The organism is Lentisphaera profundi (genome assembly GCF_028728065.1).
In the GTDB taxonomy this organism is placed as follows: domain Bacteria; phylum Verrucomicrobiota; class Lentisphaeria; order Lentisphaerales; family Lentisphaeraceae; genus Lentisphaera; species Lentisphaera profundi.
In genome coordinates this window covers 1,827,299-1,852,589 of the sequence record NZ_CP117811.1, presented here as the reverse complement: position 1 = coordinate 1,852,589, position 25,291 = coordinate 1,827,299, and the positions used below count along the sequence as shown (strand labels likewise).

Genomic DNA, 25,291 nt, shown 5'->3' with positions numbered 1-25,291 from the left:
TTCGTATGAGTATTACCGATAGAGTTAAACAAGAACTGCGAAAAGAGATTAACGCAGGCCTGTATCCAGGCGGAAGTTTGTTGCCCACGCGTCATGAATTGATGGAGAAATATTCGGTTTCTCGGGGCTCTATCGACAAAGTCATTCGTCAGCTCGTACAAGAAGGGATACTCGAGTCACATCAGGGCTCGGGGACATACGTAAAATCACCCGATAATAAGCATCATATTTATATCATTTTAAATAATGATGTTGAGTGTGCAGAATCGAATAAGTTTAATGGGATTCTTTCGCTGATGTTGTCGGAGATTAATGATCTTGATTACAGCATTCATTGTAGCTCAAATATAGAAGAATATTTTTCGGAAATCATGCTCAATCCCAGTAGCCGTGTTATCTGGAGTCGCCCTTCAATTCGAGCGCGTTATTATATCAAAAAACTTAAAGAAAGTGCGATTGAACAAATTTTAATTAATCGCTCTGATCCTGAATTCAACTTTCATGCTACCGATACATTTGGGGCAATTGATGAAGTTTTAAGCAGTATTAAATTGAAGGATGCGGAAGCTCGAATAGGACTATTAGTTCCTCCGCTCAGTGAAGAAGAACCCTTTTTAGCCGTTCGCGAAATCTATTTTCAAGAATTGCTTCATACACATGACTTAAAACTGGCGATTCACCAACGAACCTTAAGTAAAAAAATTAATGATGTGGCAGGGGTTTTAAGTACGGTTTTTAAAGAAACAGAGCTCGATTACCTCTTCGTTCCAGATCATGATATGCTACCCATTGTTTTAACTTATATGGCCGAAAAAGGGCATTCGGAACGCGTCAAAATCATTTCATTTGATGGTGAATTGGATAGCTTCTATAAAGGCTCAATGACCATACGACAAAATTGGAAATTAATGTTTGACCAAGCCTTAGAATGGGCCCGATCTAGTAAGGGGATCAGTAGCCAAAAATTAATTATGCCTGAAATAATCTACTATTAATAGTTTAGATCGAATGGAGCTCAAATTTTAGTTAGAGTAATTTACTCGGTAGGGTACCCATTTCTGGATGATTTTAGCTTTGAAGCCATTGAGTTTCCACTTGAGTAAGACTTTTTCGATATCTTGTTGGAGGGAAAAGTTAGTGAGGCCTAGTCCCCAGGCCAATTTTTCTTTAGATAAATCCCAGTACACACCCGTGAGCTCTTTATCTACTTTAGTATTTGTATAGGACCATATATAAGGAGCATCGTGGATAAAGCAGTCAATTTGCTTGCGCTTTAAAGCCACAACTGCTTGGTCAATATTATCGTAAGATTTGATGTTTTGTTTCTTTAAATGTTTTTGGGCTAAAGTTTCGCCAGTGGTATCAGAGATGACACCCATTTTCATGCCAGAATTGACATAATAATTATTGCCGGGCTTGCGAAAGCGCCCCATGTCCCGTGTTCGAATAAGCATCATTTGGCTGATTTCCATATAGGGTTCCGCAAATTTCACAAAGTTCTTTCTCTCATCAGTAATAGACATGCCCGCCATGATTATATCAATTTGGCGACCATTTAAGGCAGGGATCAAAGAAGAAAAGGGCATTTCAATAAATTTGATAGGTCGACCTAATTCAATACTTAGGGCTTCGGCTAGATCTGCTTCAACTCCTTGGAATTGTCCATCTTTTTTGAAAATGATAGGATAGTAATCTCCTGAAGTCCCCACTCTTATGGGCGGAAGCTCTGTTTTAGCCGATTCACAGGATGAGAAAAAAAATGTCGAAGAGAGAATGAGTAGTGAAAGTAAATGTTTGATGAAGGACTCCTATTGATGGATATATCTTACCTTAAACAAGCAAAAAGTCATTGAGCACAAAGTTAAATTCTCCAAGTTCTTAAGAACTTAGTCTTTATTTACACAATATTTATTTCTGAATGTCAATTACTGACCTAGCACGGCTATTAATTAGCGTAATAAGGCACGAATAAAATATTCGCGCAGGAATTTATGATGTTAATAAGGATAGGAATAATATGAGCGACAAAATCAGCTTTAAAGAAAAATTCGGTTATGGTTTGGGCGATTTAGCTTCAAACCTCTTTTGGATGCAATTCATCTGGTATCTCAATTACTTTTACACCGATGTTTTTGGTTTAGCTCCAGCAGTACTTGTTACGCTCATGGGAGTGGTTCGTATCTGGGATGGTCTCAATGATCCAGCCGTAGGTATTATTGCCGATCGAACAGAGACGCGTTGGGGTAAATTCCGACCTTACTTACTCTTTGGCGCGGTGCCTTTCGGTATTATTGGCATACTGATGTTTACAACCCCCGATCTATCCGCAGGCGGAAAACTCACTTGGGCTTACATCACCCACGGTGCCTTCGTTCTTATTTATACAGTTGTCAATATTCCTTACTCCTCACTGATGGGAGTTGTTTCGCCCGATTCAAAAGTTAGAACGAGCTTCTCGCAATGGCGTTTTGTGATGGCTTTTTCTGGTGGTATCATCGTTCAAGCGACAACTCTACCAATGGTGGCACACTTCGGAAGTGGCGACACAACGGTAATTGAAGCTAGAATTGAAACAATTGAGAACAAACAAGTCATTGTAGTGAAAGAAAATGGCAACGGGGCTTCACGTGTTGAAGCAACGGCTAAGCTTCCTGGTTATGAAGAGCCTAGTACTTTCCAAAAAATTCTGATGAAATTGGCGAATGTACCTGACAAGAAAAATGAAGGGAAGATCTATAAAAGTAAAAAAACTTTCTATATCAATAATGAGACCTACTTCCTCGAGTCTAAGATCCTTCATAAGAATAGCGATGATAAACTCTTTTTGGATGATAAATTTGAGAATGAACACAAAATAGGTGACAACACAGAAGAGTTCGCTAAGATCAAATACTGTGTCGAAGGTTTCGATTCTACTGCTGTTGATATGGGAACTGTCTTTAAAAAGAACAAAGATACGATTTCTGACGAAATGATCCCCGTGGACCTTACTGGTGCAGAGATAAGTGTTGAAGTCGTGAATGAGCAGAATGGTTTCCAATGGGCCACAACGGTATTCGGTATTTCTGCAGCGCTGATGTTTTTGATTACGTTCTCTACTACGAAAGAACGTGTTAAGCCGCCAAAACAAGAAGTTAAGACTCCTCTCAAAACTGATATCAAAGACTTGCTCACAAATAAGCCTTGGCTCATTCTTTTTGTTCTTGGGATTATTACACTCTTCCATGTGTGCTTGCGTAATGGCGCGATCATGTACTACTTTAAATACGTTGTCGGTAATACGGGTATCGTACCACTCTTCATGCTTTCAGGTACAATTGCAAACTTGGTATCACTAGTAGCAGTTGGTTCCCTCGAAAAGTACCTTGGCAAAAAGAAAGGTTTTGCTTTGCTGATGCTCATGACTGCGGGACTTACTTTTGTCTTCGGCATGATTTCACCTGAAAATATTGGAATGCTCTTTGCGGTCAATATTGCGATTAACCTTATGTTTGGCCCTACGGCAGCACTCGTTTTTGCGATGTATACTGATGCGGCAGATTACTCTGAGTGGAAAACAGGTCGTCGTGCAACGGGTCTCGTTATGTCAGCTTGTACAATGGCACAAAAATTTGGTTACACGCTCGGCGGTATGCTCACAATGGCAGTTCTCGTTTGGATTGGCTTTGAAGCGAATACAGTGCAATCACAAGAAGCTCAAGATGGTATTTCAGGCATGGTAAGTTGGATGTCCGCCATTCCTTGTGTATTCGGTTTTGTTCTGATGCTCTTCTATCCGCTCACCGAAGATAAGCTCAAAGAGATTGGTGAAGTCTTAAAGCAACGTAGAGCCAAAGCTGAAGGATCAGAACAAGCAGCAAGTTCTGAGCAATCAAAAGAAGCTTAAATAAGTTTACAGATAACTTTTAAAAGGTCGAGCCTAATAGCTCGGCCTTTTTTAATGCGGGCGAGACGCCCGCGCTCCCAGGAGGAGTGTAGGACTCGGTCTTTTTTAATGCGGGCGAGACGCCCGCGCTCCCAGGAGGAGTGTAGGACTCGACTTCGTTTACTGCGGGCGAGACGCCCGCGCTCCCAGAAGGAGTGTAGGACTCGACTTCGTTTAATGCGGGCGAGACGCCCGCGCTCCCAGAAGGAGTATAGGACTCGACTTCGTTTAATGCGTGCGAGACGCCCGCGCTTCCGGAGTGGGAGTCGAAGTACTTAGCCCATTTACTAAGTTTGTTATTTTGCGTGTGAGCGATTAGATTTTGTTCTACGTGGAGAGCTAAGGATGAGACGACAAGAATTTGTGGACGATAGAAATTGGCATAATCGGGGCTATTTACCGCATTATGATGTCGCTAATAAATACCAAATGATTACGTACCGTTTAGCAGATAGTGTGCCACAAGATATTTTGGGATCCATGAGTGATGGAAATAGAGCATGTATAAAAAATAAGAAGAGGAATCATCGCCCTGGGAGCGCGGGCGTCTCGCCTGCAAAGAGTAAGAAAAGTTATGGGACCTATTAATTAAAACTTATCAAGAGCACAGCTTAAGTGATGTGGTTCATTCTTGGAAGTCTTATACGGCTCACGAAATCAGGAAGCTTTTATCAGAGAATAAAGCGGGTGAGACGCCCGCGCTCCCGGGAGGGAAGCTATGGCAAGAAGAGTATTGGGATCGTTTCATTAGAGATGAAAGGCACTTTATAAATACAATTGAATATATTCATCAAAATCCAGTAAAAGCCAGGCTCTGTAATGAGCTGACTACTTGGCCTTGGTCTAGTGCGTATAAAGTATAAATGCGGGCGAGAGGCCCGCGCTCCCAGGAGGAGTGTAGGACTAGATTTCGTTTAATGCGGGCGAGAGGCCCGCGCTCCCAGGAGGAGTGTTGTTATAAATGTGATTGAAATTCGCACAGAACTAGATGAAAAATTCATCTTAATAGAATCTGAAAATCTTGAATTATAGACTTGCTTATTAGGCGTTTTTGAGTTCTTGGTTTAGACTCATGTATTCTTTGAATAGCTCTTGTTTCTTTTCAGGATCTTCTTCACTGAGTAGGCGCATTTTGACTTCTTCGCAATTTTGCTCAATGGAAGCTTTGTTAATTTGCTTAACACAATCATCCACCAGCTGAAGTAGTGCTTCATAATCATTCCCTTCAGCTTCTCGTTTGTGATAAGATGAAATATTACCTTGCCTAAGAACTAATTCATAGATACTGGGGAAAGAAGCTTCGAGGTCATGCTTGCAGTCGCGCCAATTTCCCATTTCGATATGTGAATTCACAAAGTGAAGTGCCATTGATGCGGCTGAAGTTTCAGGTTTGATATCCATGGTATTTTCAAAGACCAAATTAGCAAATGTTTCTTTGCTCAATGCGAGTGTGATGAGCTCGATTTCAGCGATGGCTCTTTTGCTGATTTTGTTCAGATTAAGGGGTGGTGGAGCGACTTTTTGTGGAGCCTGCTGAAGTTCAGTTTGTGGCTTCGTGTATTGACTATGATCGCGCTTATTGTAAACGAGATAGCGCAACTGCTCGCTAATGGCTTGAGCATCGAGTTGCAGTTTAGAGGCGAGGCGTAAATGCCAATCACCCATCAGTACATTAGGTAATTTTGAAAGAATATCGAGCAGGAATTCACTGATTTTAACTTTGTCTTGAGTAGGGCTGGAGGGGCCATAATCAGATAAGATGAAGTCGACGAAATTGATGCCACCAGATAATTTTTCTTTGAGGACTTCAGGTCCTTGTTGCTTCAATACAGTATCGGGATCTTCGCCTTCGTCTAAAGAAATAATCTCTGGGATAACCCCTTTTGGGAGTAAGACGTTTAAACATTTGACCGCAGCTTTTTTTCCTGCCGCATCGGCATCAAAACATAGTTTTACGTGTTTTGCGTAACGCGCAATCATGGAGGCGTGTTGATCGGTGAAGGCAGTGCCTTGGGCCGCAATGGCATTTTTTACTCCTGCACGATGGCAGGCAATAACATCGAGTTGGCCTTCGCAGATAACGAAGTGTTCGCTTTCTTTGAGGTGTTTATGAGCAATATGAATGCCATAGAGAACATTGCCTTTATGAAAAACAGGAGTTTCTGGACTATTGATATATTTTGCGGCTTTGTCATCTTTTTCTAGAACTCTGGCAGAGAAGGCAATGACTCGACCACTTATATCGTGTATAGGAAACATCAGACGATTGCGAAAACGATCGTAAGTTTTGCCTTTCTCATTGTGCTTAGTGAGTCCCGCGGTGGCTAAGAGCTCAGCTGAAAAATTATGTTGATTAGCCCATTTCATTAGGGCGTCCCAAGAGTTGGGTGCATAACCTAAGCGGTAGCTATTGATTACTTGTTGATCGAGGCCACGGCCCTGAGTGTATTTGAGTGCATCGGCACCTTGGGGAAGTAGTAACTGCTGATGAAAAAAGTTAGTTGCCTTATCTAAGACATCGTAGAGTGCTTCTTTTTCATTGCGTTGTTTAATGCGTTCTTCAGGGCTTTGTCCTTTGCCCCATTCGGGTAAAATGACATTGGCTCGAGAAGCTAGTTTTTCGAGTGCATCACGAAAATCAAGCTGTTCATAATCCTGGACAAAGTTAAAGACGTCGCCACTTTTTCCGCAGCCAAAGCAATGGTAAAATTGATTGTTTTGATTGACGTTAAAAGAGGGGCTTTTTTCGTTGTGAAAGGGACAGAGTCCTAGGAAATTAGGACCATTCTTTTTAAGTTTAACGTGGGAACCAATGATATCAACGATATCACTGCGATCCTTAACTTGTTGTTTAGCTCTGTCGAAATCTTGGGCCATGTGCTATTGAAGACCCTGAAGTTGTCTGAGTCGTCTTTCAACTTCGGGGATTTGTGGATCATTGGTTCCCTTGGTCATGTCGAGGAACTTAGCGTAACGAATTCTTGCGAGTTTGGGAGCCTTATAAATAATGTCGAGAGCAATAGCGGCATTGAGTGTAGTACTTGGATTGCCGGGATCTAAAGTATGGGCCTTTTGCAAGAAGGGCATGATGAAGTTTCTATTGCCCTCTTTAGTAATTTCTTTGATGGCAACATGGTTATAAAAAACTTCGTCGCGCAAGTTTTTACGCCCCATTAGATACTTGAGGCCTTTTGCAGATTTGACGTACTTTTTGATGTCATAGGAGCCATCATTCTTTTTGCTATTACTAATTTCCGCTAAGATGAGAAGCTTAAGAGGAATAGCGTTATCCAAATCATTTCTATACGCAATATCCAAAGCTTTGATGGCATCTGGGTATTCGCCACGCTCGAGATGGATACGGCCAATCATAGTCATGATTTGCGGATCCACTTGAGCGTTGGTAGGATTGGCCTTGAGGATGAATTTCTCAACATCCTGAGCAAGTCCTCGACGATTTTGTGCATAAGCATAAAGGGCGTAGATACGGGGATGATCTTCCCCCAAAGGCAGCATTTTCTTTAGCTCGTACGCAGCTGTTTCCCAGTCTTTCTGTTCAAATAACTGTTCGATCTTTAATAGACTTACAGAAGCGTCGGGCTGTTTACAAGAGAATAAACAAAGAGCAAGAAGAAAAAGACTGCTTAACTTTAATTTCATATTAGTGACCTATTTGAGGCAGTGAAAGAGTGCGTAGGAGCAAGGCATTATTTACTTACCTTTTCCGGCGGATTTGTTTATATCCATTGCCACGAACGACTTGTTTAAGCTGTTTTTTCTCTTTTTTACCTTCAACGATGATGACAAAGTTGAGCTTCGGAGGAAGCTTTGCGGCTTCAGCTAAAATATTCGTCGCATTATCGTAGAAATAAGTTTCATGCTTGCCACTGATGTCTATGGCGAGAACAAACTTTTTTTCTAGTTCTAAAACTTTCTTTAAACTTTCGAGGATATGTTGGATTCTATAGGGCGTATCCATAATCAAGTAGGGGTAGCCAGAAGCCGATAATTTGCGTAATTCGCTTTCGCGCATTTCTTGGTCACGTGATAAGAAGCCAGCGACGACCACGCCTTTAACTGTAAAGGGGCATGCCGAGATAGCGGCAGTTACGGAGCTTGGTCCAGGAATGACTTGGATTTGAGCTTTCACTGACCAAGCAGCTTTTAAAACAGGTGAGCCTGGATCTTCTAGTGTGGGACAGCCTTGGTCACTCATATAACAGACTGTTTCGCCGCGTTTGAGAGCTTTTTCAACTTCGCGTAGAGTGTGAACTTCATCTTGCTCAGAGTATTTCCAGTATTCACGGTGAACTTTAGCTGCTTTGAGAACAGCACGCGCAGGGCGATCTTCTTCAAAAACGAGCATGTCACTATCTCTTACGGCATCGAGTGCGCGACTAGGTATGTCTTCTGGATTTCCGATGGCACCAGAAGCCATAATGAGTTTTCCTTTCAAGTGTATTTCTCCAATTGTTCTTTAGTGATAATATTTGTTTTTGCTTTCATCGTGGCGAATTTCAAGATGAAGGCGACTTCCATTTCGTTTCCTTGGCAGTGATATAAAGCTAGGTGAGCTCCTTCTTCCAATTGGATTTCTTTGTTGCTAGACTGTTTGCGAGCTTCCATAAAGTAATGTTCTACGATATCGGGCAGGTCATCTAGGTGCTCATGGAGAGCGCATAAATGCAGAGTGCAATTCTGAAAAACATTGCGAAACATGGGGTGAAGGATACCTTGGTTCATGGCTTCTTCAAAGGGGATCTTTGAACTACAGATAATACGTGTGTCCAGAGTATTCGTATCTTGCTCGTTTAGTTTTCCTGATGCAATAAATTCATAGAGCTTTTTTTGGCTACTAATATCAAGTTGATCAATGTTTTCGATAAATAATGAGCCTTGCTTTGCCTGTTGTATTTTACTAGAAGAGCCAAAAAGTTGTTCATAGATAGGGAGGCCACTATTATCTTCGCAATTAATACGAATGAGCCTCATGTTACTACGATTACTATTTCCGTGAAGGATATCTGCGACTTCTGCAAAATCATTGCCTTCATGTCCTTCAATGAGTACAGGAGAATCTAGGCTTGAGAAAATCTCGATTTTTTTCATTAATTTATGGACGTAGTCAGAGTGGCCAGGTAATGCAAGTGTCTTTTTGTCAGAATCAGTACTTACTATTGTGGTATTTAAAAGTTTACAAAGTAAGAGACCTGCATGCATGCAGATGAGTCGTGCAAAAGCAAATTCAGCATTGGTAATGGCTTGATCGAGTTTGCTATCAATATAAATAAAGCCAATAGATTTTTTGATAGAATTTAACAAAGGTGCCGTTAGCACCGAGCGAACGCCATTGTTAACCAAGGTATTGCGATCCACTAACTTGCTGTTTGAGGTATCGCGAATCATGAAGGCGGCGCCATCATTTAAAGTTTTTCTCATGAGGTCAGAACTCATGCGAGAGCTATCATCATCCCCTGTGGCTAACGCGATATTGTTTTCGCTGTCATCTTTAATCACAGTGAGATAAATTTGGCTGCATTGAATAGAAGATTGAAGAGTGTCATTGAGTGCTTCGTAAACTTCCATCTCATTTTTCGCGGCATTGACGGCGAGGTTAGTAAAAACAATCTTTTTAAGCCAAGAGCGGCTTATATCATGGTGGACCGCAGAGTCAATGGATTCATTTGGGCTTAAGCTAATGAAATCTTCAAGTGATGTTGCGGTACGATTAGATGCTTGAGATCCACTATTTTGAGTTTGGGGATGAGATCCCAGAGCAATAGTTTTGTTCCCTGCAGATTGACTAGGTTTAGAGCTAGCGCCTTGAGCGTCATCGGAGAAAATAAGATCAACTTTACCAATCGTTATTTTGTCGCCAGTACGAACAAGTCCTTTAGAAATTTTCGAGCCATTAATGGCGACGCCGTTGCAACTCGCCATATCGACCAGTTGGAATTGACCGCTATTATGGAAATTTAGTTGAGCATGGTGACGAGAGACGCTGACATCATCGAGGAAAATATCAGCAGCAGAAAGTCGGCCGAGGATGTTTTCTTTGTTGAGCGAATAGGTTTGTCCATTGTCGAGTCGAATTAAGTTCGCCATTGGTACTCCGTGAAATTTTTAAACGTTGATAATTATAGTTTGTCAATTTATATGAGTAACACTTACGATCAAGCCGAGAAAATTTTATCTAAGGAGTTTTGTTTACCGACTTTAAAAAAAACTGCTTCGAGTGATAGTAAGGGCCAAAATATTTTTAATTAAACAAAAGTGCCTACAATGAACGAGATACCTGATTTTATTAGTGTTGATGAAGATTTTGCTTCCTTATTTGAAGCTAAGTCTGGAAGTATGAAAATTGATTTTAAGTCAGGCGATGCCGTAAAAGGAAAAATCACTCTAATTGATAAGAGTTCTTTATTTGTAGATATCGGTGCACGCTGCGAAGGTATAATCCCCATTGGTGAACTTCTCGATAACAAAGGTGTACTTGAGTTTGAAGTTGGTGATGAGATCGACGCTTGGGTAATAAGTGACCGCAATGGTGAAATTAGCCTTACAGTGAAACTCTCTGGTGATGCTCTTAATGAAACTTTTGAAGCTGCTTTTACAGAGAAAATTCCTGTAGAAGGCAAAGTTATCGAAGAACGCAAGGGTGGTTATACAGTTAACTTAAGTGGGAATATGGCTTTTTGTCCTTATTCACAAATGGATTCTCGTCCTGGTGATGCGTCACTTTATCTTGGACAAACTTTTAGTTTTCTGATCACTAAAATTGATGATCGTGGTGCGGTAGTTTCACGTCGTGATTACTTAAATACTTTAGCGGAAAAGCAGAGAGAGAAACTCCAAGAAGAGCTTGTTGAAGGCGATGAAATAACGGGCGTCATTCGTCACATTGAGCGCTTTGGTTTTTTTGTAGATATTGGTGGTGTTGATGGTTTAGTTCCAGCCTCAGAAGTTTCTTGGAAGCGCAATGTAGATCTGAATGAATTTGTTTCTGTGGGAGATGAAGTAAGCTGTAAGATTTTGGCCCTCGATTGGGAAAAAGGGCGTATCACGCTCTCACTTCGCGCGTGCCTACAAGACCCATGGGATTCGGATGAACTCTTTAATGGTGCGACATTTGAAGCCAAGGTTAGTTCGGTTCAAGAGTTTGGTGCATTTTTAGAACTCATTGAAGGTGTAGATGGTCTTCTGCATATTTCGCAGTTCAAAGGTATTCAACCTGAAGTTGGTGAGTCACTTAAAGTGAAAATTGATTCACTCGATTTGGATCAACATCGCGTTTCTTTAAGCCTCTTCAAAGGTGATGTTAGTGAGCTTGTTGAAGAAGTCGAAGCGAAAGATTTAACGGGCACAGTTGAGAACATTAAGCCTTATGGCGTATTTATGGGCCTGTCTGATGGTCGCAGTGGTTTGCTTCATGTAAGTCAACTCGATATTCCAAAGAGTGGTGACTCAACAAAGTTTTTAGAAATCAATTATGCTAAAGGTACTGAGCATAAGATAGAAGCATTCAAAGTAGAAGGTGGTAAAATCTCTCTTTGTCTTCCTGGTAAGGCAGTAGCAAGTGAGAATACGGCTAAGATGCTTAATGAGCTTCATAAGAAAAATAAATCTGAGAGCTTTGGTAGCTTGGGTGGTTTATTTGACGGTTTAGATCTTTAGAAGCTAGCCAGATAAATTTTGAGCGAACAAGTAATTGTTCGCTCTTTTTTTTTGTTTAGCGAGTGAGAATGGGAAGTTTACTCTGGCAATAAACACTCTAGTGACTAGGCACGAAATCAGTACGTGAAATTTTGTAAGAGCGTTAAATTAGATCTAGCTATTTTATTCGATATTACTCATATAGGCACAAAAAAGCCACTCTGTATCAGAGTGGCTTTTTCTTTGGGTTTAAGTCCTAATTACGCTTGTTCTAGAGTAAGGGTAATTGTTGGCTGATCACAAACTTCAGTCGGGCCGAAGTATTGGATAGGGCCAGGGAAAACGTAGTTGGAATGCAAAGCCCATTGCTCGCGATTAGCTGAAAGTTCTTTGAATGGAGCACCATCTAATTCAACGAGAGCTTTTTTGATCACGGGTTTATCTGCACCATGACGACGCTCGATATTCATCATAGAAGTGAGGGGGATACCGCCGGCGATCCATTGTGAAGCAGGGGATTTAAGGTTTTTGACTGATGCTAGGCAAGCAGTTTTTCCTGCACCAATTAAAGCTGAAGCAGTGTAGCCAAGGCTATAGCAGTAGTCGGCATCAAAATTTGAAGGAGCTGCGCAACGACCCTCGTAACCGAAAAAGTGATGTTGTTCAGAGAAGTGAATATCGGCATGTTTTTCTTGCATGTACATTTCAATCATGCTGGCAATGAGTTTCTCTGTTTCAATACGCGAAACTTGAACATTGCCGTGGGGGTCGCGATCCATGACGAGTTGCTGACGAATGTTTGCAGGCATTGAGATGTAAACCCCCGCAGATTCTTCGCTTAAACCTTTTGCTTGGAGTTGAGCAATATCAGTGGAAAGCGGGAGAGATGCAGAGAGAGTTAAATCATGAGCCAGCAAATCATTGAGTTCAGCAATGAGAACTTTCATTTGCGGGATAAATTCGATGACGCCTTCTGGAATAACGACCATACCGAAGTGTTCACCTTTTTGTGCGCGTTTCACTACTTTATCTGCGATATCCGCAACGATTCCGCCGAGAGTCATAGCTTTTGCTTCAACTTCTTCAGAGACGAGAGTTATATTAGCGCGGGTCTGTAAACCACATTCTAAAGCTATATGAGAAGCTGAACGGCCCATGACTTTGATGAAGTGCCAATATTTACGTGCAGAACAAGCATCACGTGAGATATTACCGATAAGTTCGCTGTAGACTTTGCAGGCAGTATCGAAACCGAATGAAGCTTCGATATCTTCATTCTTTAAGTCGCCATCAATAGTTTTAGGGGCACCGATTACAAGGATGCCAGAATTTTGAGCTTTGCAGTATTCAGCAAGAACACAGCCATTGGTATTGGAGTCGTCACCACCAATGATGACGAGTGCCGCAAGATTAAGTGCTTTGCAATTGGCAATCACTTGATCAAATTGTGCCGTATCTTCTAGTTTAGTACGACCAGAGCCAATAATATCGAAACCACCAGTATTGCGATAAGCATCCATGATAGCCGCATCAATTTCCATGTAATTGTTATCTACAGCGCCACCGGGGCCACCGAGGAAGCCGTAAAGTTTGGAATCTGCATTAAGTGATTTGATACCGTCGAAAATGCCTGCAATAACATTGTGACCACCAGGAGCTTGGCCACCAGAGAGGATAACGGCAACATTGGTTGCGACAGAAGTTTTGTTTGAGTTAGCCTCAAAGTTAATTTTTGGAGCGCCATAAGTTTCGGGGAAAAGTGCTTGGATTTGTTCTAAATCAGCCGCAGCAGTAGTGGCCACACCTTCGACAATATTTACAGCGGCACCATTAGCAAAAACGGTAGGGAGTTTTGGTTGGTAGGCAGCACGAGCAGCTTGGAGTGCGGAAATCGCAGACATAGAATAATCCTTTGTATTTATCATGTTTTATATAAAGAGAAGCCAATATAAAGTAAGGCCTTTCAACTGCAAGAAATGTGACAGGGAAAGGCCTTAGCTTTATTCTATGGTTTTGGGAATCTAGTCAATTACGTTGACGCAGCTGGGGCGACCAATGCCCTCGGTTTTACTTTTGAAGCTAAGTAAGCCGGTGTCAGGGTCGAGATCAAAGAAGATGATGTTATCACTATTTTGATTTGCCACGAGCGCATAATCTTTATAAATTCCGAAATTGCGTGGGGTCTCACCTTGAGTCGGTTCATGAGCCAGTAAATCTATTTTTTCTTCAAGGATTTTGAAGATGGCTAGGCTATTGTGGCCACGATTTGAAGCGTAGACATAATGACCATCGGGATGAACGTGAACATCGGCACAGCTATTCCATTCAGTAAAGTCTTTAGGGAGGCATCTCTTAGCATCAGTTTCAGTAAGTTTACCATCTTGGTAGATGAAGGCGACAAGAGTGAAATCAAGCTCATTAATAAGATAAGCACGATGGCCATCGGGGTGGAAAGTTAAGTGGCGAGGGCCTGCACCTGGAGTGGATTTATAATCGAGATCACGGCGATAAATAAGTTGATTATTGCGGATTTCAAAAGTTTGTATTAAATCGCGACCTAGATCGGGCATGAAGCCAAATTTGCCGATGTGATCAAAAGTAAAGCAGTGGGGGTGTGGAGCATTTTGTCGTTTGGGGTCAACATTACTGCCGCCAGTAAAACGATATTTTTGAAGTTGTTTCTGGATTTCGCCTTTTGGGCCTAATTGGAAACTTTCGATATAGCCAGCTCCATAAGCAGTTACGACAAGGAGTGAGCCATGAGCGGCAACATGACAAAGGCTGCCTTCAGTTTCGATAGAGCTTACTTCGTCTAAGTTGTTAGTTTTATGGTTAAATTTGTAAGCTTTGACAGAGTGGCATTTATCCTTTTTTTGACCCATACTTACACAGGAATAAAGAGTGTCATTATGGAAGACCTGAAAACCATGATTTTGTTCTTTTCCGGCAATTGACAAGAGTTCAATAGTTTCGCCCTTGTCAGCACTTTTATAGAGGTGTAGGCCGCCATTTTTTCCTGAGCCACCGCCGACAAAATAAAGTGTTTTGCTTTTACTTTCATTTTTACTTGAAGCACAAGAGCTGGCTACGAGTGTTAGCGAACTGGCTGTGATAAAGGTTCTTCTATTCATGGGTTCTCCTATTGTTTGTATATGCGTTTGATTCTTTGTCCAAGTGAACAAATTATTTCGTAAGTTATAGTTGCTTTCCATTTAGCCCACTGTGCGATGGGCAGCTCTTTGCCAAGACAGAGAACAGAGTCTCCGCTTTTTGCTTCGGGACTTAGGCTTAAATCTACAGTGATATAATCCATTGATATTCTGCCTAATAAAGGACATTGCTGCCCCTTGTGAATAATATAGGCTTGTGAGTTAAATGGGAATCCGTCTGCATAGCCTATTGCAACTGTGCCGACTAAAGTTTTTTTCGTTAAAATACATTCGCGTCCATAGCCGATACTGGTGCCGGCTTCCAGTTCGCGAACTCTAATGAGTCGTGATTCTAGGCTCAGTACAGGATCTAAACAAATTCTTTGCTGGCCTTCTAAGTCAAAGCATCCATAGAGGTTGAGGCCAGTGCGAACTAAGTTGAAGGGGGCTTGGCAAGCTTCTGGTATATTGTGAATACCATCGGAGTTGGCGAGGTGAATGCGATTAAAGTTATAATTACATTGAGTGAGAAAATCTTTAAATTTATCTACTTGCTGCAGAGAGAAACCCCGATCGCCATAGGCAACGGCGAAATGTGAGTAGACGCCATCAAAATGTAAATTTTCGAATGCTGCGATCTGCGCAAATTCTTCTAAAGCCTTGTCAATGGGGATGCCTAAGCGCCCCATTCCTGTATCCAGAACTAGGTGGCAGAATACGCTGCGGTTTTTAGCATGTGTGGAAATAAGTTTTGCACTTTCGATAGAACCAATGGGTAGAATGAAATTGTTTCTAATGGCCAAAGGGATTTCTTCAGGAATGATATCACCCAAGATGAGGATGTCTAGATCGAGATCTCTCAGCTCTAGGGCTTCGTTTAAGTCGGCCACGGCAATGATTGTAGCGCCCGAATTTTTTAATTCAGTAGCAATTCTTTTAGCCCCTAAGCCGTAGGCGTTAGCTTTTAAAACAGGCATAACTTGAGAAGGCTGACTCAAGTTCTCTAAGCTGAGAAAATTCCTTTTTAAAGCTGCTAAATCAATGCTTAGGGTATTGCGATGTTGATTCACCAAGTGACGACTCCAAATTTATCTAAATAAAATGACTTTTTATTCAGATTAAACAAGTGCAAAACTCAGTCATGCTAGTCGAAATTGAGACTTGGGTTATCTTAATGACGATTTTAATTAGGAGAAAGAAATGAAAATTATTTTAGTGGTATTGATAGCGGTATTATTGTCTTCGTGTGGGACTTCACCGGCTTCGCCAACAAGCTTTTTGAAAGATCCTTGGAAGATGGAAGAAGGAAGGAATTTACAATTGATGTGGAAAGCTCCAAATGCGCATGTAGGAAATTACACAAAGTTTGCCTTTAAGCCTGTTGGAGTCACTTATATGAGACGTTTAGGCTGGTGGGATAAAAAGAATGCCACGAGCTATCAAGAAAATGATATTTTTCCAGGTTTTGATAGTGGAGATAATAGAAAGGTTGCTGTGGAAGCAGCTAAGATATTTGATTACGAAATACGTCAAGCATTTTTGAATGATCCACAGAAAGATGTGCGTTTAGTTCCTCATACCTTTGTCGATAATGAAACGCTTTTAATGGAAGTACAAATTATCGAGTTAGTACCTATCAAAAAATATTTACCTAGTATGGGTTCAGTAAAAGGAGGATCCATGGCAATTGAAGGTAAGGTATTTAATGGTGGGACAGGAGAACTGTTAATGATGTTTAGTGATCGTCGTATTGAAAATCACCCAAAGACAGAAATGACAGGTAAGCTTCAGCGCTATAGCCAGGTGAAGCCTTTGAGTAAAGAATGGTGTACGTTTTTTGCGCGTTTAGCAAATACAGGAATGAGAGCTAACTAAGTTCGTCATCGAGACGTCTGATTTCTTTGTAGAGTTTATCTTGAACACGGTTTTTTAAAACATAGGCCGTGTTCTTTTTTATATCGAGATCTTCACAGATAGTCTCGATTTCTTTGCCCTCACTAAAAAGTAAAAAGACTTGTGCGGCTTTACCCTTGAAGTCATCTTTTACGTTTTCCCAAGCTAAATTGGAAACGTGAAGTTTCCATTCTTGTTCAGCCATGTTGTAGATCTCGGGTTCATTTTCCTCAGGATCTTCTTCATTGAGGCGAATACTAGCGGCACGATCTAAATCATTCTTGTAGCGCTTTTGTTTACGAAAATAAGCAATTACTGTATTGCGTGTGATTTGATTCATCCAGGTACGGAATTTACATTTATTGGGTTCATATTCAAAGCTCGGTAACTTTTCCCAAAGGGCGAGTAAGACTCTTTGGACCAAATCTTCGGCATCTTGATGGGAGACGCCCATTTTTACAATGACGACATAGATATAGCGGCGATAAAAGTAGACGAAGTCTTCCCATGAACGATCATCATGCTGATTGCGGATCTTAGCGATTAAAGTGTGTCGGGTATTATAATCTGAACTCATTATTGCCTACTCCTAAAAAGTTAGTCTAATATGAGGCTTCTTTTCAGCAGAGCAATATTTTTAGACTTACTTTTTTCTAAAAGGGAGATTAAATGGGTAGAAACTTTGTTTTAGGGCACTCGCATAAAGGACAAGTCCAAGATTTTGGGAGATCACTGAAATCAGTATCAGGCATAATATTTTTTTCTGGATCACCGCTAGTTTTGTGATATTCACTTAAGCAGTCGGGGCATTGATAATGCTCAGGTTTAGAATCTTCTAAACTGATAGCCTTAATAAGTACACCTTCAGAATTGATTTTTCGAGTATGGAATTCTTGCTGAAGTGAACGTAAACATTTGATTAAATCATCAAAGTTGAGGTTTTTTCCTGCTATTTTAAAACCTGAATAACGATAATCAAAATTGGGCTTATAGATGACTTTACAGGAAAGGCTCATGAAGTTTTTTGAGGTATAGATAATAATGGGTGCACCACAATCGGAATCTCGGGGGTCAATGGCAATGTTGAGTCCATGACACGCAAAGCCTTCACGGTTTAACTCATGTATGACTTGTTCTTTGAGTTTAATTGCGTGGGGTTTATGTGATGGAACAATCCAAGCAAGGTCCTGTTCAGAATGACGAATACTGATGTTGTGACGCCCGAGCAGTGCTTCCCAAGTGTGGAGATCCTTTTTACTGATATGCTTCATGAGTAATGAGCGACCCGCAGTGACATAAAGTCTATTTAAATCCTGTGATTGTGCGAGCTTCGCAAAGTCTTGGATAAACTCTTTCTTCCATGATTTATGATTGGAAAAAATATTGAGTGCGAGACGTCCATTTTTCATGGGCGTGAAGCCTTCGAAATCACGATTAAGTAAAGGAGGAAGGATGAGGTCGGAGCTTTTATTTTCACTTAGGTGGAGAGTAGATTCTATGAGTTCAGCGAGGTGATGCGAGGTGATGAACTGATCTTTATCTACAAAGTCCTGAGCTGTTTTTACCGCAAGCGCAACTTGATCAGTTTTAAATAGATGGGCTAATAAAACGCGTTCTTGATTAAGCATGATAACTAAATGCCAAAGACCTTCAATTTTGGATGAAATGAAATTTAATTTACTCGAGAAGAGTGGGAATATACTCTGTTGAAAACTGCAGATGCTGACTGAGATAGTGGGTTCGAATCGGAAGGCATCAAAGATTGTTTGATAATCTTCGTTAATATAGGCCCAGTCATTTTTTTCTAGATCAATGCCGCCAGAGGCATGTGAACAAATAATATTGGGATGAGTTAGAGGGACCTTGTCTATGTTGACTCGTCGGGATAGGTCTGTGGGTCTACCAGGATAATTGATAAGGATATTTTGACGCCTACCTAAAATGAAGCCATCAATGGCCTCGGGTTCTACAAGTTTAAGTAAATCATTTGGAGTGAGCATTCCTCCAGGAGCATTGATAGTCAAAAGATTTTTCATGTTCATGATTTTACCTCTTCGGCTTGTGTAGCAATACTTTTCATGAGTATCCTTTTGACTTCAGGACGACAGGATCCACAACCAGTACCAGCACCAGATTTCGTACATATTTGTTCAAAATCACAGCAGCCTTCACCAATAATATTTTCGATATTTCCGACGCCTACATTATTACAAGAGCAAATGATTTCTCCAATGGGAGCTTCTGTGGGTTCAGCACTTCCTTTCAGTAAAGGAAGACGTTGGTCCGCAAGTTCAATTTTTTGCTCAATGAGATCTTTGAAATGATTGAATTCAGATTTGTCGCCAATGAGGATAGCACCAATAAGGACATCATTGCGGAGGATGCATTTTTTGTAGTAATTTTTGCGACGATCAATGAGGGTGATTTCATCGTATTCAGGCCCTTCAGGTTTGCGGACTTGCCCCAAAGAGGCGAGTTGAAGGTCTTTTAACTTGAGGATGTTAAAGCTCAATGAACCTTTGTAGGTGGCCCAGCGATCGCCATTGAGGTAAGCGGAGACAACACGTGCTTGATCTTGGGCTGAGGGAGTTGTACCATAAGTTTTGTTTCGATGTTGAGCAATTTCGCCCATGGCAAAGATATTAGGGTCAGAGCTGAGTAATTGATCATTGACGATTATACCACGGTCGCATTTCAAGCCCGCGTCTTGGCCAAGTTCTGAGTTGGGTTTAATTCCCGCAGCAAAAAAGAGGGCATCACAGTCTAATTTTTTGCCTGATTTTAATTCAATAGCTTTGAGATGTGTGTCGCCCTCAAATTTACTGACTTCATCATTGTAAATAATCTCAATATTTCTTCTTGTGATTTCATCGTGCAGGATATCACTTCCCATGTCATCTAGCTGGCCGCGCATGAGGCGTGATGAGCGTTGAATAATGGTGACTTCAATTCCTAGTGAGGCGAGTGAACCCGCGAGTTCTAAACCTAATAAACCGCCACCAATAATGACAGCCTTGCCGCCATCTTTTAGGTAGGATTTAATAAGGTCAGCATCACGACGTGTACGCAGACCAAAGAAACCTTGCATATTTTTGGGTGTTTTCATGGTTTGCGTCGGGCGGCTACCCGTGGCAAGTATCAGCGTATCGTAAGAATGGGTTTCGCCTTTGGCATCAGTAATTTTTTTTGATTCAGGAGATACTTTTTCTATGGCATTGCCCTGATGGTAATTGACTTTAAGTTTGGTTAACTCTTGTGCTTCAGAAAGTAAAATAGCCTCCCAACTTTTTTCATTATTAATGTAGTCAGGTAAGAGGACGCGGTTATAGAAGAGGTGAGGTTCACGTCCAAAAACATGGATTTCGTCGTCTTCATTAACTTTGCGATAGGAATGGATGAACTCAAGTGCGGCAGCACCAGCACCTACAAGTACAATCTTTCTTTTTTTCTTGCTTAAAGCCTGGACTTTTACAGCACTAAATTTAAAATCGGGCTCTTTAGAAATAGGGTCAATTATATCTGAAGTTAAGTTATTAGCACGGGCTTTATTAGACTTATTTATATAGCCCCAATGCATGGGTAAAAATACTGTACCGGGACGGATAGCCGTGGAGACTTGACTAGCGACGATAACCGAGGATCTACGGCTAGTGATTTCTACATTCTCGCCATCTAGGATTTTGAGTTTAGCCGCGTCATCGGGGTGAATTTCGAGTTTAGGAGCAGGTGTATGCTGATTGAGGCGTTGAACTTTTCCCGTGCGGGTCATGGTGTGCCACTGATCGCGGATACGACCGGTGGTTAAAATCAAAGGATAATCACCGCAAGTTTTTTCAGATTTATGCTCAGGTTCGACGACGTGAACCTTCGCTTTTTTGTCAGGAGTGAAAAATTTAAAGTCTTCAAATAAGCGTTTTGTTCCAGGGTGATCTTCACTAGGGCAGGGCCACTGAATTGACTTCTTTTTTAAACGATCATAAGTAATGCCACAGATATCAATATTAGTTCCGCGAGTGAGTTCTTTATGTTCATCGAAAATAGCTTCTTCGTTGGGATAGGTGAAGGCATCTTCCCAGCCCATTTTCTGTGCGAAGTGTTTGAGTATATCTACGTCTGGACGTGCATTTCCTGGGGGATCAATGATTTTGGGAAGGTGCGAGACTCTGCGTTCAGAGTTGGTCATAGTGCCTTCTTTTTCAGCCCAGCCAGCGGCAGGTAAAATCATATCGGCAAACTTTAGGGTATCTGACTTCGAGGAAATATCAGAGACCATGACAAATTTAGCTTTTTTATAAGCACGCTCGACTTTTTCGAGGTTGGGTAAGCTCACGGCGGGATTGGTGCAAATGATCCAGATGGCCTTGAGGCGACCGTCGTCAAGAGCGTCAATCATTTCCGTGGCGCTTAAACCTGGCTTAGATTGAACCGACCCGCAACCCCAGTAATTGGCGACTTTATTACAATGAGCAGGGTTGTCGAGGTCGTGATGGGCAGCTAAGAGGTTGGAAAGGCCGCCAACTTCGCGACCTCCCATTGCATTGGGTTGGCCTGTGAGTGAAAATGGTCCACTCCCGGCTTTGCCAATGCGACCTGTTAGTAAATTGAGGTTAATTAGAGCTAGATTTTTATTGGTGCCTATGGAGCTTTGGTTAAGACCCATAGTCCACATAGAGAGCAATGTTTTTGAGTCTGCAATGAGTCGGGCGGCTTGCTCTATGAGTGAAAGCTCAAGGCCACAGGCTTGTGCAGTTTCATTTAAGTCTAGGTCTTTAAGAAATTCGAGTAGTTGATGTCCACCATTACAGTGTAATTCGAGGAAGTTATAATCTACCGCACCATATTGAACGAGGAGTTTTGCGATAGCATTAAAAAGATAGACATCTGTGCCGGGGATAAGGGGTAGGTGAAGATCCGCCATTTCAGCACTTTGGGTTTTGCGTGGGTCAACGACGATTATTTTTGTATCGGGGAATTGCTCTTTTCTTTTTTCAATACGACGAAATAAGATAGGGTGACACCATGCAGGGTTAGCTCCGGCAATAAAAAAACAATCGCTATGTTCTATGTCTTCATAAGAAATAGGAGGGGTATCGTCACCAATAGTTTTTTTATAGCCCACAACAGCAGAGCTCATGCAGAGGCGTGAGTTGGTATCGATGTTATTAGTCCCTAAAAACCCTTTAGTGAGTTTATTCGCTAAGTAGTATTCTTCGGTTAGTAGTTGACCTGAAACATAGAGGCCGACGGAATCAGGGCCGTATTTCTTTATGATAGATTTAAAGACGGCGGCGGCACGTGTCATAGCCGTGTCCCAAGAGACATTTTGGAGCTGGTGATGTTTGGCAGAACGCATTTGTGGTTCTAGCAAACGATCACTTTTGTCCATGACTACGTTATGAAGGTTCATGCCCTTGGAGCAGAGCATCCCCTCATTTACGGGGTATTGCTCATTACCTTCTAATTCGAGAAAATCGTCTTTGTCTTTGCTTAAAGAAATACCACATCCAACACCGCAATAAGAGCAGGTTGTTTTACAGTTTTTCATAATGTTCTCTTTGGGCGTAGTTCGCCGTTAAGATTTAAACTTCTATAAGGATCAAGTCGTTTTCGAGTTTGACGGGGTAAGTTTTGATATTATCGCAGTCCTTACTCTCACTGAGGAGTTGGCCGTCTTTTAAACTGAAAGAACGTTTATGCAAAGGACAGATAACGCTTGGTTTTTCAAGGTCTCCACCAACTAAACCTCTGGAAAGCACCATACGTTTTTGATGAGGACATAAATTTTGTACTGCGTACCAGTTCCCATCTGTAAGATGATAGATAGCAATTTGTTTATCATTAACTTTAACACATGTTCCTAAATCTTGGGGGAAATCTGTTTTTTTACCTACTGCGTGCCATTGAGTGTACATAATATATTCCTTAAATTGTTACGCTGAGTTTTTCTTCTTCGTTTGCGGGGCGAATTTGATCGCGTTCGAGTACGAATTGAACTGTTTCATCTTGTGCTTGTGAATTATTGAAGTGAGTAAAACGCTTGATCTTTTCGGGATCGTTGATCGCGTTTTTCCATTCACACTCGTATGTATTGACGACGTGTTGCATTTGAGCTTCGAGTTCCTCATTAATTCCCAATGAGTCATTGATGACAATATCTTTTAGGAATTCTAAGCCGCCATCAAGTTTGGTCATCCAAGTTGATGTACGTTCGAGACGCTCAGCAGTTTTGATGTAATACATGAGGAAGCGATCGATGTATTTGATTAAAGTTTCTTGATCGAGATCAGAAGCTAATAAATCGGCATGGCGTGGTTTCATTCCACCATTCCCACAAACGTAGAGATTCCAACCTTTTTCAGTAGCAATAATACCAAAGTCCTTGCTTTGAGCTTCGGCACATTCACGTGTACAGCCAGAAACGGCAGACTTTAATTTGTGCGGTGAGCGCAAGCCGCGGTAACGTTCTTCAATTAGGATAGCAAGTGCCGTTGAATCACCGACGCCATAACGACACCAGCTTTCACCAACACATGATTTGACTGTTCTCAATGATTTACCGTAAGCATGGCCAGATTCAAAGCCTGCGTCGACGAGTATCTGCCAGATTTTAGGGAGATCATTGAGGCGTGCACCTAGGAGGTCAACACGTTGGCCACCGGTGATTTTTGTGTAAAGATTAAAATCTTTCGCAACTTGTCCGATAACGATAAGTTTATCTGGGGTGATTTCTCCGCCAGGTATACGAGGTATGACTGAGTATGTACCATCTTTTTGGATATTGGCGAGATAGATATCGTTGGTATCTTGAAGAGGAGCATGTTCAAGGATAGGGCGATTAAAAACGGTGGAAAAAATTGATCCTGCCGTAGGTTTGCAGACTTCGCAACCTAGACCTTTGCCATGTTTAGCTAAGAGTGTTGCAAAGTTATCAATGCCTGTTTTGCGAACGAGGTCGTACATTTCAGAGCGAGACATATCAAAGTGTTCACAAAGAGCATTAGAGACTTCAACACCAGATTCAGCCATTTGATGTTTGTAGAGGTCTGTAAGTAGGGGCATACATCCACCGCATCCAGTACCTGCTTTTGTGCAAGATTTGAGATCACCAATACTGCAAGCACCATTTTCGATAGCACTGCAAATATCACCTTTTGTGACATTTTCACAAGAACAAATTTGAGCAGTATCAGGGAGGTCGCCAATACCAATGCCACTTTGGGCGTCATCATTTGCAGGTAAGATTAGAGTCATGGGATCTTCTGGAAGTTTCATGCCGTTTTGATAGATTTGTAAAAGTGTGCCATATTCATCGGCATCACCTACAAGTACGCCACCAAGAAGTTTTTCACCATCAGCTGAAACGACGATTTTTTTGTAAACGCCTGAATGCGGATTATTAAATCTCAGGTGTTTAACACTACTATCTTTAGGTTCGATATCGCCAAAGCTTGCTACGTCAGTACCAAGGAGTTTGAGTTTAGTGGACATATCAGCGCCTTTGAATTCTGCGTCGCGACCAACAAGTTGTTCGGCAACAGCATCAGCCATTGTGTAGCCAGGAGCCACTAAACCGTAAATCATATTATTATAGAGTGCGCATTCACCAATGGCGTAGATATTTTCATCGGATGTTTTTAAGTTGTCATTGACAAGAATGCCGCCGCGTGGACCTAAAGTTAAACCAGCTTCACGAGCGATTTCATCGCGAGGTCTAATGCCTGCAGAAACGATAATCATGTCAGTTGTAAGGCTGGTGTCGTCGGCAAATTCCATGCCTGTAACTTTGCCTTCGCCAGCAATGTTTGAAGTCGCTTTGTTAAGGTTGACTTTGATGCCGATATCTTCGATAAGATTTTTGAGCATTTCGCCACCTTCATCATCGACTTGTCTAGGCATGAGTCGTGGAGCAAACTCTACGACTTCAGTAGTGAGTCCCATGTCTTGAGCCGCCTTCGCTGCTTCGAGACCTAGTAGGCCGCCGCCGATTACCACACAGTGATCAACATTTTTTGAGTATGCGAGCATTTTATCTAAGTCTTCGATGGTTCTATAGACAAAGACACCTTCTTTATCAATTCCAGGTACTGGAGGGACGAAAGCATCTGAGCCAGTAGCGAGAATGAGTTTGTCGTAAGGAATAGTGATTCCTTTTGAAGAAGTAACGAGTTTAGCTTTGCGGTCAATGATTGTGGCTTTGTCGCCAAGGTGGAGAGTGATGCCGTTATCTTCATACCATTCGATTTTTGCCATTAAGAGATCGTCAGCAGTTTTTCCATCAAAGTATGACGAGAGGTGAACTCTATCGTAAGCCGGACGTGGTTCTTCACAGAAACTTGTGATTTGGAATTTGTTCTGTGTATCTTTCTCGAGGAGTCGTTCACAGAATTTGTAACCGACCATGCCATTTCCAATAACAACAATTTGTTCTTTCATTTTTCTTACCTGCGTTTTCCGTTATTACGTTTATGTAAATAACTTTATTATTATTTCGATTTATGTCTTAAGTGTAGCAAGGGGAAAAACTTTTCCAAGTTCTTTTTAGCTGGAAAAAGTCATTACTTAACAAAAACAACATAAAATAGAATATATAAAACAATTAATTACAAAAATGTAATCTAATTATATAAGTAACAAAATAAGTAGCTTTTTGGCTTACTTAGTTTTTGGCATC

General features: G+C 41.4%; 19 protein-coding genes. 6 read left to right on the top strand and 13 right to left on the bottom strand.

Going from position 1 to position 25,291, the window contains the following annotated elements:
• The first annotated feature begins 5 nt into the window (after nucleotides 1-5).
• A complete protein-coding gene (locus PQO03_RS07315) occupies nucleotides 6-995 on the top strand; it encodes a GntR family transcriptional regulator (RefSeq protein ID WP_274149155.1) in 990 nt (329 codons plus the stop codon).
• A gap of 27 nt (nucleotides 996-1,022) precedes the next feature.
• Here PQO03_RS07315 and PQO03_RS07310 read toward each other — a convergent pair whose 3' ends face one another.
• Nucleotides 1,023-1,709, bottom strand: a complete 687-nt coding sequence (locus PQO03_RS07310) for a substrate-binding periplasmic protein (RefSeq protein WP_274149153.1) — start codon at nucleotides 1,707-1,709, stop codon at nucleotides 1,023-1,025.
• 308 nt (nucleotides 1,710-2,017) lie between these two features.
• Here PQO03_RS07310 and PQO03_RS07305 point away from each other — a divergent pair, with 308 nt between their 5' ends.
• The 3 genes from PQO03_RS07305 (at nucleotide 2,018) to PQO03_RS07295 (ending at nucleotide 4,788) form a co-directional block, all read left to right on the top strand.
• The gene (locus PQO03_RS07305; RefSeq protein WP_274149151.1) at nucleotides 2,018-3,886 is read left to right on the top strand and encodes an MFS transporter; all 1,869 of its coding nucleotides are present in this window, start codon (nucleotides 2,018-2,020) and stop codon (nucleotides 3,884-3,886) included.
• A gap of 384 nt (nucleotides 3,887-4,270) precedes the next feature.
• The gene (locus tag PQO03_RS07300) at nucleotides 4,271-4,513 is read left to right on the top strand and encodes a hypothetical protein (RefSeq protein ID WP_274149149.1); all 243 of its coding nucleotides are present in this window, start codon (nucleotides 4,271-4,273) and stop codon (nucleotides 4,511-4,513) included.
• 32 nt (nucleotides 4,514-4,545) lie between these two features.
• The gene (locus PQO03_RS07295; RefSeq protein ID WP_274149147.1) at nucleotides 4,546-4,788 is read left to right on the top strand and encodes a hypothetical protein; all 243 of its coding nucleotides are present in this window, start codon (nucleotides 4,546-4,548) and stop codon (nucleotides 4,786-4,788) included.
• A gap of 178 nt (nucleotides 4,789-4,966) precedes the next feature.
• Here PQO03_RS07295 and dnaG read toward each other — a convergent pair whose 3' ends face one another.
• The 4 genes from dnaG to PQO03_RS07275 are packed head-to-tail and all read right to left on the bottom strand — an operon-like array spanning nucleotide 4,967 to nucleotide 10,030.
• On the bottom strand, nucleotides 4,967-6,802 hold the full coding sequence (dnaG, locus tag PQO03_RS07290) for a DNA primase (protein ID WP_274149145.1): 1,836 nt from the start codon (nucleotides 6,800-6,802) through the stop codon (nucleotides 4,967-4,969).
• 3 nt (nucleotides 6,803-6,805) lie between these two features.
• On the bottom strand, nucleotides 6,806-7,585 hold the full coding sequence (locus PQO03_RS07285) for a tetratricopeptide repeat protein (protein ID WP_274149143.1): 780 nt from the start codon (nucleotides 7,583-7,585) through the stop codon (nucleotides 6,806-6,808).
• A gap of 55 nt (nucleotides 7,586-7,640) precedes the next feature.
• Complete coding sequence (gene rsmI / locus PQO03_RS07280; RefSeq protein WP_274149141.1) at nucleotides 7,641-8,381, bottom strand: 16S rRNA (cytidine(1402)-2'-O)-methyltransferase; 741 nt, start codon at nucleotides 8,379-8,381, stop codon at nucleotides 7,641-7,643.
• Nucleotides 8,378-10,030, bottom strand: a complete 1,653-nt coding sequence (locus PQO03_RS07275; RefSeq protein ID WP_274149138.1) for an FHA domain-containing protein — start codon at nucleotides 10,028-10,030, stop codon at nucleotides 8,378-8,380. Before PQO03_RS07275 ends, rsmI begins: the two co-directional genes overlap by 4 nt.
• Before the next feature lie 177 nt (nucleotides 10,031-10,207).
• Between PQO03_RS07275 and PQO03_RS07270 the strand changes: the two genes are divergently transcribed.
• Nucleotides 10,208-11,599: a S1 RNA-binding domain-containing protein gene (locus PQO03_RS07270; protein WP_274149136.1), complete on the top strand. Its 1,392-nt coding sequence runs from the start codon at nucleotides 10,208-10,210 to the stop codon at nucleotides 11,597-11,599.
• 239 nt (nucleotides 11,600-11,838) lie between these two features.
• On the opposite strand, the gene PQO03_RS07265 is transcribed toward PQO03_RS07270, so the two are convergent.
• From PQO03_RS07265 to alr, 3 genes are all read right to left on the bottom strand, one after another.
• Nucleotides 11,839-13,479: a diphosphate--fructose-6-phosphate 1-phosphotransferase gene (locus tag PQO03_RS07265; protein WP_274149134.1), complete on the bottom strand. Its 1,641-nt coding sequence runs from the start codon at nucleotides 13,477-13,479 to the stop codon at nucleotides 11,839-11,841.
• Between the two features lie 120 nt (nucleotides 13,480-13,599).
• Complete coding sequence (locus PQO03_RS07260) at nucleotides 13,600-14,709, bottom strand: lactonase family protein (protein WP_274149132.1); 1,110 nt, start codon at nucleotides 14,707-14,709, stop codon at nucleotides 13,600-13,602.
• 8 nt (nucleotides 14,710-14,717) lie between these two features.
• A complete protein-coding gene (gene alr, locus PQO03_RS07255; RefSeq protein WP_274149130.1) occupies nucleotides 14,718-15,797 on the bottom strand; it encodes an alanine racemase in 1,080 nt (359 codons plus the stop codon).
• Nucleotides 15,798-15,927: 130 nt separating this feature from the next.
• Between alr and PQO03_RS07250 the strand changes: the two genes are divergently transcribed.
• A complete protein-coding gene (locus PQO03_RS07250; RefSeq protein ID WP_274149129.1) occupies nucleotides 15,928-16,602 on the top strand; it encodes a DUF3313 domain-containing protein in 675 nt (224 codons plus the stop codon).
• Here PQO03_RS07250 and PQO03_RS07245 read toward each other — a convergent pair.
• From PQO03_RS07245 to nirB, 5 genes are all read right to left on the bottom strand, one after another.
• Nucleotides 16,595-17,197 (bottom strand): RNA polymerase sigma factor, encoded by a 603-nt coding sequence (locus PQO03_RS07245; protein ID WP_274149127.1) that lies wholly within the window; start codon nucleotides 17,195-17,197, stop codon nucleotides 16,595-16,597. The genes PQO03_RS07250 and PQO03_RS07245 overlap by 8 nt on opposite strands.
• 88 nt (nucleotides 17,198-17,285) lie before the next feature.
• Nucleotides 17,286-18,662 carry a rubredoxin gene (locus PQO03_RS07240; RefSeq protein WP_274149126.1) on the bottom strand — a complete coding sequence of 459 codons (1,377 nt, stop codon included), beginning with the start codon at nucleotides 18,660-18,662 and terminating at the stop codon, nucleotides 17,286-17,288.
• Complete coding sequence (locus PQO03_RS07235; RefSeq protein ID WP_274149124.1) at nucleotides 18,659-22,165, bottom strand: nitrate reductase; 3,507 nt, start codon at nucleotides 22,163-22,165, stop codon at nucleotides 18,659-18,661. Before PQO03_RS07235 ends, PQO03_RS07240 begins: the two co-directional genes overlap by 4 nt.
• Before the next feature lie 34 nt (nucleotides 22,166-22,199).
• Nucleotides 22,200-22,532 (bottom strand): nitrite reductase small subunit NirD, encoded by a 333-nt coding sequence (gene nirD, locus PQO03_RS07230; protein ID WP_274149122.1) that lies wholly within the window; start codon nucleotides 22,530-22,532, stop codon nucleotides 22,200-22,202.
• 10 nt (nucleotides 22,533-22,542) lie between these two features.
• Nucleotides 22,543-25,053 (bottom strand): nitrite reductase large subunit NirB, encoded by a 2,511-nt coding sequence (gene nirB, locus PQO03_RS07225; RefSeq protein ID WP_274149121.1) that lies wholly within the window; start codon nucleotides 25,051-25,053, stop codon nucleotides 22,543-22,545.
• Nucleotides 25,054-25,291: the final 238 nt, after the last annotated feature.